The 12,768-nt window shown below is 58.5% G+C and carries 12 protein-coding genes; 3 read left to right on the forward strand and 9 right to left on the reverse strand.

From position 1 onward, the window contains the following. Nucleotides 1-34: 34 nt before the first annotated feature. Genes AC2TDJ_RS03270 through rocF form a run of 3 tightly spaced genes read right to left on the reverse strand, consistent with a single transcriptional unit; the run spans nt 35 to nt 2,926 of the window. On the reverse strand, nt 35-1,075 hold the full coding sequence (locus AC2TDJ_RS03270; protein ID WP_480839192.1) for an ornithine cyclodeaminase: 1,041 nt from the start codon (nt 1,073-1,075) through the stop codon (nt 35-37). Between the two features lie 10 nt (nt 1,076-1,085). Next, nucleotides 1,086-2,006, reverse strand: a complete 921-nt coding sequence (gene ctlX / locus AC2TDJ_RS03275) for a citrulline utilization hydrolase CtlX (protein ID WP_480839194.1) — start codon at nt 2,004-2,006, stop codon at nt 1,086-1,088. Next, nucleotides 2,006-2,926: an arginase gene (rocF, locus tag AC2TDJ_RS03280; RefSeq protein ID WP_480839196.1), complete on the reverse strand. Its 921-nt coding sequence runs from the start codon at nt 2,924-2,926 to the stop codon at nt 2,006-2,008. Before rocF ends, ctlX begins: the two co-directional genes overlap by 1 nt. An 86-nt stretch (nt 2,927-3,012) precedes the next feature. Here rocF and AC2TDJ_RS03285 point away from each other — a divergent pair, with 86 nt between their 5' ends. Further along, nucleotides 3,013-3,441, forward strand: a complete 429-nt coding sequence (locus tag AC2TDJ_RS03285) for an Lrp/AsnC family transcriptional regulator (protein WP_424830805.1) — start codon at nt 3,013-3,015, stop codon at nt 3,439-3,441. Nucleotides 3,442-3,567: 126 nt separating this feature from the next. Further along, nucleotides 3,568-6,177: a bifunctional lysylphosphatidylglycerol flippase/synthetase MprF gene (mprF, locus tag AC2TDJ_RS03290; protein ID WP_480839198.1), complete on the forward strand. Its 2,610-nt coding sequence runs from the start codon at nt 3,568-3,570 to the stop codon at nt 6,175-6,177. A 3-nt stretch (nt 6,178-6,180) separates the two neighbouring features. Here mprF and AC2TDJ_RS03295 read toward each other — a convergent pair whose 3' ends face one another. From AC2TDJ_RS03295 to AC2TDJ_RS03320, 6 genes are all read right to left on the reverse strand, one after another. Continuing rightward, the gene (locus AC2TDJ_RS03295) at nt 6,181-7,731 is read right to left on the reverse strand and encodes an efflux transporter outer membrane subunit (RefSeq protein WP_480839200.1); all 1,551 of its coding nucleotides are present in this window, start codon (nt 7,729-7,731) and stop codon (nt 6,181-6,183) included. Between the two features lie 11 nt (nt 7,732-7,742). Further along, entirely contained in the window at nt 7,743-8,888 is a 1,146-nt protein-coding gene (locus tag AC2TDJ_RS03300; RefSeq protein WP_480839202.1) for an HlyD family secretion protein, read from the reverse strand. Between the two features lie 21 nt (nt 8,889-8,909). Next, nucleotides 8,910-9,281: a DUF3302 domain-containing protein gene (locus tag AC2TDJ_RS03305; RefSeq protein WP_480839204.1), complete on the reverse strand. Its 372-nt coding sequence runs from the start codon at nt 9,279-9,281 to the stop codon at nt 8,910-8,912. Nucleotides 9,282-9,309: 28 nt separating this feature from the next. Continuing rightward, complete coding sequence (locus tag AC2TDJ_RS03310; RefSeq protein WP_480839206.1) at nt 9,310-9,879, reverse strand: disulfide bond formation protein B; 570 nt, start codon at nt 9,877-9,879, stop codon at nt 9,310-9,312. 10 nt (nt 9,880-9,889) lie between these two features. Beyond that, nucleotides 9,890-10,045, reverse strand: coding sequence for a DUF5993 family protein (locus tag AC2TDJ_RS03315; protein WP_480839208.1), 156 nt, complete (start codon nt 10,043-10,045; stop codon nt 9,890-9,892). Between the two features lie 110 nt (nt 10,046-10,155). Next, entirely contained in the window at nt 10,156-10,917 is a 762-nt protein-coding gene (locus tag AC2TDJ_RS03320; protein WP_480839210.1) for a DeoR/GlpR family DNA-binding transcription regulator, read from the reverse strand. Nucleotides 10,918-11,110: 193 nt separating this feature from the next. Here AC2TDJ_RS03320 and glpD point away from each other — a divergent pair, with 193 nt between their 5' ends. Next, the gene (gene glpD, locus AC2TDJ_RS03325) at nt 11,111-12,700 is read left to right on the forward strand and encodes a glycerol-3-phosphate dehydrogenase (RefSeq protein ID WP_480839212.1); all 1,590 of its coding nucleotides are present in this window, start codon (nt 11,111-11,113) and stop codon (nt 12,698-12,700) included. The last annotated feature ends 68 nt before the right edge of the window (nt 12,701-12,768 follow it).

The following is a 12,768-nucleotide window of genomic DNA, read 5'->3' on the forward strand; positions in this document are numbered from 1 at the left end:
CAGCCGGGGCCAGGTGGTCGCTTAAGCGGGTTCTTCAACCTGCCCGCATCAGCATCCCAAACAAGTCACGCGGGTCATCCGGGTCCGCAAGCATGTCCAAAGGCTCAAAGAAATCTGTGCCTTCTATAGCGTTCTTTATGTAGCGAAGGGCTGAGAAATCCTCGATCGCGAACCCGACACTGTCGAACAGCGTGATCTGGCGGTCGTCGGTTCGGCCTGTCGCCTGCCCGGTCATGACCTGCCACATCTCGGTCACCGGATGGTCGGCATCAAGTGCCTGAATCTCGCCCTCGACACGTGTCTGCTCGGGGTATTCCACAAAGATGTCCGACCGCAGCAGAATATCGCGGTGCAGTTCTGTCTTGCCCGGGCAGTCACCGCCGATGGCGTTGATGTGTACGCCAGGGCCGACCATGTTGTCCGTCAGGATCGTCGCGTATTTCTTGTCGGCCGTGCAGGTTGTGATGATCTGAGCGCCTTCGATCGCGTCTTCGGGTGTTTTGCATGAAACAACCGTCAATCCTTTGCCTGCGAGGTTGGCGGCACATTTTGCGGTTGCGTTGCGGTCGGTATCATAAAGTCGAACCGTATCGATCCCGCACATCGCCTTGAATGCCAGGCATTGGAACTCCGACTGGGCCCCGTTGCCGATCATTGCCATGGTGGTTGCGGATTTCGGTGCCAGATACTTACCGACCAAAGCGGATGTGGCCGCAGTGCGCAGGGCGGTCAGCATCGTCATCTCGGTCAGCAGAGTGGGATAGCCGGTATAGACATCTGCCAGCAGTCCAAAGGCGGTCACCGTCTGAAGCCCTTCCGAGGTGTTTTTTGGGTGGCCGTTGACGTATTTAAAGCCGTAGGCCTCGCCGTCGGAGGTCGGCATCAACTCGATCACGCCATGAGGCGAATGCGCCGGGATGCGGGGCGTTTTGTCAAAGCTTTCCCAGCGTTTGAAATCGGCTTCGATCTGGGTGGCGATCTGAGTGATCATCGCCTCGACCCCGATATGGTGAACCAGCCGCATCATGTTGTCGACGGAAACAAAAGGGACAAGCGCCTTGTCTGAAGGTTGCATCTGGATTCTCCTAGCGGCGTGACAGGTGGATGCCTGCGATCATGCAGCGCACCGACCCACCGGCGGTTTCAATTGTTGGAACAGACAGCGGCAATGGCGACGCGCTGGCCTCGATCACGGCTAGCTGGTCAGGTCTCAACACCGCCAGCGCGCGGCTTGACAGAGCAAGTACAAGACCGTCACGACCCGCCAACTCGATGGCGTTGCCGGCAAATTCGGCAATCTGATCGTGGCTGAGGTCGATCACTGTGCGTCCGGATTCCTCCAACCGGGCCTGCACGGTCGCCCGGCGTTCCGGATCGGTGATCATATCCAGACAAATCAGCGCGTAGTGCGTGCCGATGCCCATCAGCACGTTGGTATGATAGACATCCCGGCCGTGCGCGTCCCGGGCCTCGAAAGCGATGGGTTCATAGTTGAAATGGGTGCAAAACCGTTCGAGCAGCACCGGATCGGCGCGATTGGATTTGACCGTGTAAGCAATGCGCCCCACGTGATCCAGAACCATGGCTCCGGTGCCTTCAAGGGCAAGGTTGTCCGGCTCAAGGCCCGAGTAGTCAATCACGTCCTGCACACGGTAATCGCGTTTCAGCATCTCGATCACGTCCGCGCGGCGCTCGCGCCGGCGAGAGGGGACGAACATCGGATAGATCGCCACATGACCACCGGGATGGGTCGAGAACCAGTTGTTCGGAAATACGCTGTCGGGTGTGTCGTTCTCTCCGTGATCGTCAAACACATGCACGGTCACACCAGCAGCGCGCAACTGCTTCACAGCGCGGTCGTGCTCGTCGCGGGCGGCGGTCGATGTTGCCTCGACCGACTGGTTCGCCAGCGTCTGGAACGCGTTGTCGTCCCGGGTTTCGGGGTTGGATGCAAAGGCGTGGGGCCGGATCATGACAACGGCAGAAGGTGCCTGAAGTGATAGCATCAGAAGCTCCGAGTGATGCGGTCAAAAATGCGGCGACCAAGAAGCGAGGCCGCGAGATCGACCATGAGCTTGGCGGTGCGGCCGCGCTCGTCGAGGAATGGGTTCAGTTCGACCAGATCAAGTGAGCAGACGAGGCCGCTTTCATGCAGCAGTTCCATAACCAGATGCGCCTCGCGCTCGGTCGCGCCACCGGGAACGGTGGTGCCAACGGCGGGTGCGATGGACGGGTCCAGAAAGTCGACGTCCAGCGACACGTGCAGAAGACCGTTTGCGGCGCGCACTTTGTCGAGGAAGGCCATCAGCGGGGCCTTGATGCCATGCTCGTCGATGCTGCGCATGTCGGCCAGCATGGCGTGGTCTTTTTCCAGCGCCGCGCGCTCTTCCGGGTCGACCGAACGCAACCCGATCATTCCGACGCGGTTGGTGGGCACTGGTGCTGCCAGCGCAGGGAAAGCGTCAAACCCCGGCTGGCCGGTGAAGTAGGCCACAGGCGTGCCGTGCAGGTTGCCGCTGCCGGTGCTGTTTGGTGTGTGAAAGTCGCTGTGAGCATCCAGCCAAAGCACGAAGAGCGGCCGTCCGATATGCTCTGCATGCGCGGCCATGCCGGCCACGGTGCCCATTGACAACGCGTGGTCGCCACCCATGAAAATCGGAACTCCGGTCTGCGCGGCTTCCTGCGCAGTGCGGCTGAGCGCGCCGGTCCATCCGACGCATTCGGGCAGGCAAAACAAGTGAGGATGCTCAGGCATCTCCACCGGATCTGGGCGAATGTCGCCGATATCCGAAACGCTGTGGCCAAGATCCGTCAGAGCTTGCGCCAGCCCTGCAACGCGATAGGCATCCGGGCCCATCCGGCACCCCTGCCGCTGTTTTCCGGCGTCCATCGGGACACCGGCCAGAATAAGGTTCATTTTCTCCATATGTCTATCTAGCGACACAAGCTGGGTTGCGAGAAGAGATCAAAATGTTCAAAATGAAAGGCAGAAATGCAAAACGGGAAGCTACTTTGGACGATTTGGATAACAGATTGCTGAACGCCCTGCACAGGGATGCCCGCGCTTCTCTGTCCGAACTGGCCGAGGCGCTTGGGGTGACTCGGACAACGGTACGCAGCCGCTTGCAGCGTCTCAAACAGTCCGGCGAAATCGTTGGGTTTACGGTGTTGACCCGGCAGGGTGTCGCAGAAAGCCCGGTACGCGGTCTGATGATGCTGGAAATCGAAGGCCGGGGAACCGAAAGGACCATGGCCCGGATTGCCGCCATGCGTCAGGTGCGGGCAGTCCATTCAACCAATGGCAGCTGGGATCTGATCGCCGAGATCGGTACCGAAACCCTGGCCGAATTGGATGAAGTGCTGTTTCAAATCAGGCGTATGGAAGGTGTCACCCGGTCCGAAACAAATTTGCTGCTATCCACCCGCAAAGGTCGCTACTGACCGCGTCGGGTCATGCTTTGACCGGGGCGAAATCTGTGCCAAGGTTCAACTGTGGCCCGATTACACCCCTGATGTCATGCAGTTGGGGCGCGGGCGCATAACCGCGCAGGAGCAGGGGCGTTCACAATGAGCACACAGGAAACCGGCGAAGAACCGCGTGCCATACGCTGGGCCGAGAAGGCTACCGAGCTGTTGGAAAAACCCTGGGTGCGCATTGCCATCCCGATAGCGGTTACCCTGATCGCGTTAACGGTTTTGCATGACCTTTCCTCTCATGTGAAGTGGGCGGACGTGAAAACGGACATCGCCGGGACGCCCTGGAAGATCATGTTCTTTGCGCTTTGCTGGACGGCTTTCAGCTTTGTGTCGCTGTCGTTCTATGACGTGTTCGCCGTGCAGAGCGTTGCGGATGGCAAGGTTCCGTTGCCGGTCGCCGGCATGGCCGGAGCAAGCGGATACGCCGTTTCGAACTGCCTTGGCTTCTCCTACATAACCGGTACGGCGATCAGATACAGAATTTATGCGTCGCTTGGGCTGGATCTGGGGCGCGTGGCGGGTGTTATCGCCACGTCCTGGGTCGCGTTCTGGATGGGGCTGGTTCTGATTTTGGGCATCCTGCTGACTTTCCATCCGGACGGAATAGCCAAGGTGCTGCCCATCAGCGAGACGACCGAGACCGTGATCGGCCTGTGTCTGCTGGCGGGGTTGGTTGGTCTCTTTGTCTGGCTGTCCAGCGGAGGCCGGCGGCTGTCGATTGCGGGGTTCGGGTTTAACCTGCCCGGAGGCAAACTGGCCAGCCTGCTGACGCTTGCGGCGTTGGGGGATCTCTTCGGGGCTTCCATGACGCTGTATGTCCTCATGCCGGACGACCTTGGGGTGGGTTATCCCTATTTCTTCACCATCTATGTAGCGGCGATAGCGGTTGGTATCCTCAGCCATGCCCCCGGTGGGATCGGCGTGTTCGAGGCGACGCTGATCGCTGGGCTGGGCGCCTCCGGTCGATCCGACGTGATTGCTGCGCTGCTGCTATACCGCGTTGTCTACACCTTCCTGCCGTTTGGTATTGCCAGCCTGTCCATCGCCGTTGCCTCGGCCCTGACGCAGCGGCATCGGATCGGCGGCGCCGCCACTTGGGTGTATCGCGTTATCCGGCCAATCGTTCCCATGGTCGCGGCCGGTGTTGCGGCCGTTGCAGGGGTAATCCTGTTGGTCTCGGGCGCGCTGCCCGCCGGATCACAAAACCTGAGCGTCCTGCGAGAGGTTCTGCCGTTGTCCTTTGTCGAGGCATCACACCTTGCAGGCAGCGCCGTCGGGGTTTTGCTGTTGCTTGTATCGCGTGGGTTGTTCCGAAAGCTCTATCGCGCCTGGGTCGTGGCCATGCTGTTGATGGTGGCGGGGTTTTTTGCATCGCTTGCCAAGGGGCTGGACACGCATGAGGCCCTGTCGATGCTGGCTACCATCGGCCTGCTGGCGATGTTTCGTGGCGCGTTCTATCGGGTGAGCGGCGCGTCGATTTTTCGGTTGAACATTCCCTGGCTGGTCAGCGTCGTCGTGTTGTTGGCAGTGATCTTCTGGGTGGGCCTCTTTGCTTACTCCCATGTCGAATACCAGAATGCCCTGTGGTGGGATTTCGCCTGGAATGGTGATGCCTCACGGTTCCTTCGCTCCAGCCTTGTGGTGGCAGTGATCGTTGGCATTGTGGCCGTGAACTCTCTGTTCGGTCGAGAGATTCCGACCCCGGTGCGCACAGAGATTCCCAAAGTTGTTGAACGTTTGGTGATGGAGAGCGAAGACACCGAGGCGCAGATCTCGCTGACTGGTGACAAACAGTTCCTGATTTCCCCCGATGAGACCGCGTTTATCGCCTACGCCGATACAGGCAACGCACTGATCTCGAAAGGCGAACCGGTTGGCGATGAAAAGGCAGGGCAGCAACTGATCTGGCAATTGCGCGAAATGGCCGACCGCGAGGGAAAGCTATGCGCCTTCTATAGTGTGTCCACGAAATACCTGCCGACATTTCTGGATCTTGGCCTGTCGATCCTGAAGATCGGCGAGGTGGCACGGGTTTCGCTGAAGGAATTCTCGCTGGAGGGAAAATCGCGCAAACGATTCCGTCAGGCCAAGAACCGGGCCGAGCGGGAAGGGTATGTGTTCGAGATCATCCCCAAGGAAAACCTTGCCCCGGTGCTGCCGGAGCTGCGACAGATTTCCGACGATTGGCTGGCGCGGAAGGCGGGGGAGGAGAAAGGCTTCGCCCTGGGCGGGTTCGACGATCAATACCTGTCCTATTTCGACCACGCGGTGCTGCGCGATGGGAAGACCGGCAAGATCATGGCCTTCGCCAACCTGTTTCAGGGTGGTAACAAATCCGAATTGTCGTTGGATCTGATGCGATACGAACCCGACAGCCCGAGCTTTGTCATGGATGCCCTGTTTGCCGAGATGATGGTATGGGGGTCTGAGCAGGGGTTCCACTGGTTCTCGCTGGGCGCCGCGCCGTTCTCGGGCATTGAAAACCGGCAGCTGGCCTCACTCTGGAACCGGATCGGTGGATTTGTCTATGAGCATGGCGAGCAGTTCTACCACTTCGAAGGGCTGCGTTCTTTCAAACAGAAGTTCGAGCCGGAATGGAGCCCGAATTATCTGGCCAGCCCCGGCGGGCTGGCGGCTCCGCGCATCCTGTATGAGGTCAATATCCTGATCTCTGGCGGCCTGCGGGGCTTGACGAAATGAGGATCAGTTGAGGCTGGCGCGTGTCGGCGTCTTTTCCAGAAGGTCGCCCCAGTCCGTGCGATAGGCCATCTCGGCCAACACGGTTTCGGGCAGGAACTCTTGGTTTTGTCGGATTTGCCAACCTCCACCGAGACCTTTGTAGACGGCAACCAGATTGCTGGACACCTGCTGACGCGCCTCGATCAGATTGGCCTGAGACCTCAGCAACGCAGTCTGCGTATTCAGAATTCGGGAATAGCTGGCGATCCCGTCCCGGTACTGATCTACGGCGATCTCGGCCGCCTTGCGCGACGCATCGACACTTTGCTGATAGAACGCAACCTGCTTGCGGGCTTCACTATAGGCTACCATGGCGCTTTCGACCTCGGAATACGCGGTCAGGACCGTGTTCTGGTAATTTGCAATCAACGCCTGATAGGCCGCGTCCTGCGCCCGCACATTGTTCTGAATTCGGCCATAGTTCAGTACGTTCCAGACAACACCGGCACTGGCCAGCCCGGTGTTGCTGCTGGAACTGAACAGATCCCGTCCGCCCGACGCCTGCAAGCCAATTGATCCGGAAAGAATGAATTGCGGATAAAGGTCGGCCATCGCGATGCCGACCTGCGCCGATTGCGTTGCCGCCGCCAACTCGGCGGCGCGCACGTCAGGACGCCGGCGCAACAGTTCAGCCGGAACGCCCACAGCCACGTTCGAGCGTGCAGTGGGGATACGCCCCGAATTACCCAACTGACTGGTCATGCGAGAAGGCGTCTTGCCCAGCAGTACGGCCAATGCGTTCTTGGCCTGCTGCAGATCACTCTCCAACTCGGGCACCAGCGCCTTCGTGTTGTTCAGCAGGGCGAGGGATTCCTGCACGTCCAGTTCGGTCGTGACGCCGTTGTTGAACCGCAATTGGGTCAGGTCTGCGGATTCCTGCTGCAGTCTGATGTTTTCACGCGCCACCCCCAACGCTTCTTGCAGCGAACGGATATTGATATAGAGCGCTGCCACATCGCCGGTCAAAGTCACAAGTGCGTCGTCGTAATTTGCCACCTGCAGCGCCAGGTTCGAGCGCGCTGCCTGAACTCCACGCCGCTGCGCGCCCCAGACGTCCAGCTCCCACTGCGCGTCAAACCCAACCTGCGACGTTGAAAACTCGGTATCCAAGGGGATGATCCGCCGGATGTCCGAGACCGGCCCCAGATTGTCGCTGAGCCGACGGCGTTCCAGCGAACCGCCGATTGCTTGTGATTGCGGATAGAGCTCTCCGAAAGCAATCCCCAGTTGTGCGCGGGCTTGCAGGACGCGCGCGCCTGCGACCTGTAACGACAGGTTTTGTGCATAAGCTTCGGCGATCAGCTTGTTGAGGGTGGGATCGTTGAAGGTTTCCCACCACTTGACGACTGGGGCGCTGCGTGAGGTCAGACCGCTTTGCCCCGCGCTTGGGCTGTTGACCTCGATCCACTGCTTCACAACCGGAGAATTCGGACGCACGAAATCCGGCCCCACTGGCGCGCAAGCCGCCAGCGTGGCCGCGCAAAGGGCCGTTCCCAATAACCGGCGGAGTGTCATGGTGCCCATTCTCAGATATCCAGCGGTCGGATGAAGTTGGCGAAGGTATAGAGACGGATGTTGATGCGCCTCAGAAACTCAAAGCTTTTGCCCATACCAGTATAGATGGCCACGGCGGCATGTCCGCCTGCCGGGAAAGTATGCCCCTCGGGCACGTCGACCGAGATTTGAACCGCAATCCGGCCGGGCAACTTTGGCAACTCAAAGCCCGGCAGACGGCCGGACGGAAGGTATTGCCCCTGTCTTGTTGCCCACCAGATCGCTTCGACCTTGCCGGTCAGGATTTCGCCGGGGTAGAGGTCCAGCGCGACCTCGACGGGTTGGCCTGGTTCGACGAACTTCAGGTTTTGTTGCCGGAACGTGGCAAGGATATAAGGGTTGTCTTCGGTGACGAAACTGGCAATTGCGCCGAGACGAATATCGCCGACGACCAGCCCCGGGCGCGCCTGCTGAGAGACGATCATCCCATTTTCTGGCGCGTAAATCGTCGTATTTTCGAGGAAATACTCGGCCTCGGCCAATTGTGCCTGCGCTTGCAGAATACCGGTGTTCACCCCGTCGATCTGCGAGGCCTGTGCCAGTTTTGACTTTTCAAGGTTGGCTTCAGCCTGTTTGACCTGTGCCTGATCCTCGGTGACCTGTTCGTTCCAGCGATCCAGTTCGTCCTGCCGGGCACCACCTGCCGGGACGAGGTTTTCATACCTTGCCTGTTGCGTCAGGGCGTAGGCAAGTTGCGCGTTCGCACGTTCTACTGCCTCGGTCGAGGCAATGACGTCCTGTTCAAGGATCTTGGCGTTCTGTTCGGCGGCCACCAGTTGCGCTTTGGCGTTGTCCACTGCCAGCGAAAAAACTGTATCATCAAAGCGATAAAGGGGGTCACCTTTCGTGACCTCAGTGTTGGGTTCGACCAGTACCTCGGTCAGAATTGTCGGCTGGGTCAGCTTGGGCACGATCTGGATCGTCGACCGGACGACGTGGCTGTCGACCGAGAAGGGCTGAAAAAACCGCAGGGCGACCAGAAAGATCAGAAGCAGATGCGCACCGACCCAGAAGGACACGATCCCCCAGGCTATGTTGAATTTCAGCCATTCCATCTTGAAGAAGATGAACCAGACGAAAATGATGTAGAAAAGCGTGATGCCTAGGGCGACGAACATATTTGGTGGTTTCCCCTGGCCTTAGCTCTGTTGTGTCTCGTCGCCGGTATCAAGCCGGTCCTGGTACTCGGGCTTGACCTTGCCGCCCAGCCGTTTGATCTCATCGCGGATCGCATCGCGTTCTTCGTCCGGGCCGCGACGCATGTCTACTGTCACCCCATCGTGAAACGCCCACATGAATGCGTGGACCCAGGGTACGACTGCAAGAAAACCCATCCATCCCATGATCTTGACGGCCTCGGCATGGGGGTGGTTGCGCTTGATCGCAATGCGACCGGGCAATCCCATCAAGAAGAGAAACAGCGCCATGATAGCCGCCAGCAGCAGGATAAGTGCTACAAACGTAAGATAATCGTAATATCCGAGTGGTTGCCCCAGAAGTCCCATGCTCATGCCTCCTTACGGGAAGGTTGCTCCATCCTCAGTTGTTGTTGCCCATTTCGTCAATCAATTTGTAGCTGGTCGGTGGATCTGCGCAAATACCCGGGCCGCATTCCAGCAGCGTACTACCGGCGTTCAGCACTGCCAGCCCCAACATGAGAAAGAAGGCGAACTTGGCGAGCTTGTTGTCCCCGAACCGGGGTTCGGAACGAGAACCATCGGCATATTGCCGATCAAACATGAGCATGATGGCGGTGCCCAGCAAGATCAGGAAAAAGCAGATAGCGGCCCATGTGTAATAGTGCAGGCCCAAAACAGGTGAGCCATAGTGACCGGTGCCCGGTACGATATGCAGCAGGATTTGTCGTACCGCAACACTGCCGCCAAACAACGCTGCGATAAGCACAATCGCGTAATGCTGCGGCCGCGCGCCGTAGAGCAGGTTGAGACCAAGGCCCACACCCACTGCAACAAATCCGACCCGCTGTAGCAGGCATAATGGGCAGGGCAGTTCATACAGTTTCAACTGGTAGAAATAAGCCAGCGTCAGGACCACGCTGACGGCCAGCATTCCAAGAGCATTGAGGGTTCTGGACAGTTCCGGTGTCATCGCGCCGCCCTCACAACTGAATGGTCAGTTCGCTGGTGGCGTGGAACTTCAGCCAATACACACTCAACGCAAGCGTGACAAAAAACAGCGCGTTGGCTGCCCTAGTCAGTCTGAAATAGTTCAACCCCATGGTAGCCGTAAGTAATGCAAATAAAAGCGCAATCATGGCCCGGTTCTCCCCTCCCGTGCACAAGTTTCAATGCTGGGGATAGTGTCAGGCCCGTGCGTATCTGGCAAGAAGCGGGTGTTGGAATTCGCGTTAAATGCGAAATGCGCTTAGTTGCATAAAACCACCGAAGTCTGCCAGTCGCGGCAGAGTTTCGGTAGATCGCCGGGCAAGGGCGCTTCAGTGTAGATTGTGTCAATATCCGACATCGAGGCGATGCGACCGGGTGCAGCCCGCTGGAATTTCGACTGATCCGCAACCAGGCATGTATGTCGGGACTGCGCAATGATTGCCTGACTGACCTGTACTTCCTGCAAGTCGAAATCCAGCAAATCTCCGTCTGGATCCAGTGCCGAGCAGCCGATGATGGCGCGGTCGAATTTGAACTGACGGATCATGGATGCAGTCAGGTCTCCCACAAGGCCACCGTCAGCCCGTCGCAGAACACCGCCGGTGACGACGATTTGACAGTCGGGATTGTCCACCAGAATGTTCGCGACGTTCATGTTGTTGGTCATCACCATCAGGTTCTTGTGGCCCAGCAGTTGGCGCGCGACGGCCTCGGTCGAGGTGCCAATGTTCAGAAAGATCGAACTGCCGTCGGGAATGTCTGCGGCGCAGCGTTCGGCAATGCGGACCTTGGCCACTTCATTCAGGGCACGCCGGTCATCATAGCCGATATTCGAGACGCCCGAACGCAGAACGGCTCCGCCATGCACCCGGTCCAGCTTGCCTGCGTCCGACAGTTCCGAAAGGTCGCGGCGGATGGTCTGGACGGTCACGCCGAACCGATCAGCAAGATCGTCGACGGCAACACGGCCCTCGGCGCTGGCGATTTCAAGAATATCGGATTGGCGAAAGGATAGTGACATGGCGCGCTCTGCTAAAACTGGGTTAAGTTCGTTTTTGTTCTTTTTTTGACTGATGGCAAGAAAAAGCTATCAAGCCTCGCTAAAAAATGCATGGTCGCTATGCGTAAAGGAAAAATAGCGAAGAAAAACATTGACGATGCGAAAGGTGTTCCGGTTAATGCGAGCGACCGGCCTCATCAGGGAATCATCGGATATGTCAGCGCAACAAGATCAGATTACGGACCTCTTCATCATTGGTGGCGGAATCAACGGATGTGGCATTGCGCGTGACGCCGCAGGGCGCGGGATGTCCGTGACCCTGGCCGAGATGAACGATCTGGCGTCGGCGACGTCTTCGGCATCGACCAAACTGTTTCACGGTGGGTTGCGTTATCTGGAGTATTTCGAATTTCGACTGGTGCGCGAGGCCTTGATCGAACGCGAAACCCTGCTGCGGGCTATGCCCCATATCAGTTGGCCCATGCGGTTCGTCTTGCCGTATCACGCTGATATGCGGTTTGACTCGGAAACCCCGACGTCGCGCCTGCTGAGCACGGTGATGCCCTGGATGCGTGGGCGCCGGCCAGCCTGGCTGATCCGTTTAGGTCTGTTCTTGTATGACAACCTCGGTGGGCGGAAAATCCTGCCGGGAACATCTTCGTTGGACTTGCACAGTGCCCCTGAAGGTGCGCCGCTTAAGGACAAGTTCAAAACCGCCTATGAATATTCAGACTGCTGGATCGAGGATTCGCGTTTAGTGGTCCTGAACGCCCGCGATGCCGAGGCGCGTGGTGCGAAAATTCTTGTGCAGACCGAAGTTGTCTCGGCCGAGCGCAGTGGGGACCTCTGGCAGGTCACGATCCGCGACCGTGCCAGCGGTGAAACTCGCATAGTTCGGGCAAAAATGCTGATCAATGCAGGCGGCCCTTGGGTCGGCGACATTATCCAGACCAAGATTCGGTCGAACTCCCGCGAAGGTGTGCGTCTGGTGCGGGGAAGCCATATCGTGACGCGGAAACTATTCGAGCACGACAAATGCTATTTCTTCCAGGGTGAGGATGGCCGGATCATTTTTGCAATCCCGTATGAGCAGGACTTCACCCTTATCGGGACAACAGATCAGGATCACCCGGACCCGTACCAGAAACCGGAATGCACGGTATCCGAGCAGGAATACCTGTGCGCCTTTGCGTCAAACTACTTTGAGCGCCCTGTTACACGGGATGACATTGTCTGGACTTACTCCGGGGTTCGGCCCCTCTACGATGATGGCGCCACCAGCGCGACAGCGGCAACCCGCGATTATACACTGAAAGTGGATGCCGATGGCGGAGCCCCCGTGCTGAACGTTTTTGGCGGCAAGATCACGACATACCGTCGGCTTGCCGAAAGCGCGTTGGATAAGATCAAAGAACATTTCCCGGACGTACCCGGCCCCTGGACCGCCGGGGTTGCATTGCCGGGCGGTAATTTCCCGGTCGACGGTGTGCAGCAACAGGTCGATCAGTTGCTGGCTGACTACGGTTTTCTCGACGCCAAATGGGCGGGTCGATTGATCCGTGCTTATGGGACCGAGGCCCGCGTCCTTCTGGCGGGCGCACAAAGCGTCGAGGACCTGGGCGAGGACTTCGGTGCCACCCTGACAGAGAGGGAGGTTCAATGGTTGATGGACAAGGAATTTGCACGTCAGGCCGAAGACGTGATCTGGCGCCGCAACAAGCAGGGCCTGCGCCTGACCTCGGATCAGGTTGCGCGGCTCGAAGAATGGATGGCGCGCCGTATTCAACCTGAAAAGGTTGCCTGACTGTCCATTCGATCTTCCGGCACGTTGGTATTTCCGGCTTGGCGGACGTCCGATACCGTGCTAGCCAT

It is taken from the genome of Ruegeria sp. HKCCD6647-2 (assembly GCF_057221075.1).

Coding starts and splice junctions, on each gene's coding strand:
- AC2TDJ_RS03270 (WP_480839192.1), bottom strand. CDS start 1,075: ATGCAACCTTCAGACAAGGCGCTTGTCCCTTTTGTTTCCGTCGACAAC.
- ctlX (WP_480839194.1), bottom strand. CDS start 2,006: ATGCTATCACTTCAGGCACCTTCTGCCGTTGTCATGATCCGGCCCCAC.
- rocF (WP_480839196.1), bottom strand. CDS start 2,926: ATGGAGAAAATGAACCTTATTCTGGCCGGTGTCCCGATGGACGCCGGA.
- mprF (WP_480839198.1), top strand. CDS start 3,568: ATGAGCACACAGGAAACCGGCGAAGAACCGCGTGCCATACGCTGGGCC.
- AC2TDJ_RS03295 (WP_480839200.1), bottom strand. CDS start 7,731: ATGACACTCCGCCGGTTATTGGGAACGGCCCTTTGCGCGGCCACGCTG.
- AC2TDJ_RS03300 (WP_480839202.1), bottom strand. CDS start 8,888: ATGTTCGTCGCCCTAGGCATCACGCTTTTCTACATCATTTTCGTCTGG.
- AC2TDJ_RS03305 (WP_480839204.1), bottom strand. CDS start 9,281: ATGAGCATGGGACTTCTGGGGCAACCACTCGGATATTACGATTATCTT.
- AC2TDJ_RS03310 (WP_480839206.1), bottom strand. CDS start 9,879: ATGACACCGGAACTGTCCAGAACCCTCAATGCTCTTGGAATGCTGGCC.
- AC2TDJ_RS03315 (WP_480839208.1), bottom strand. CDS start 10,045: ATGATTGCGCTTTTATTTGCATTACTTACGGCTACCATGGGGTTGAAC.
- AC2TDJ_RS03320 (WP_480839210.1), bottom strand. CDS start 10,917: ATGTCACTATCCTTTCGCCAATCCGATATTCTTGAAATCGCCAGCGCC.
- glpD (WP_480839212.1), top strand. CDS start 11,111: ATGTCAGCGCAACAAGATCAGATTACGGACCTCTTCATCATTGGTGGC.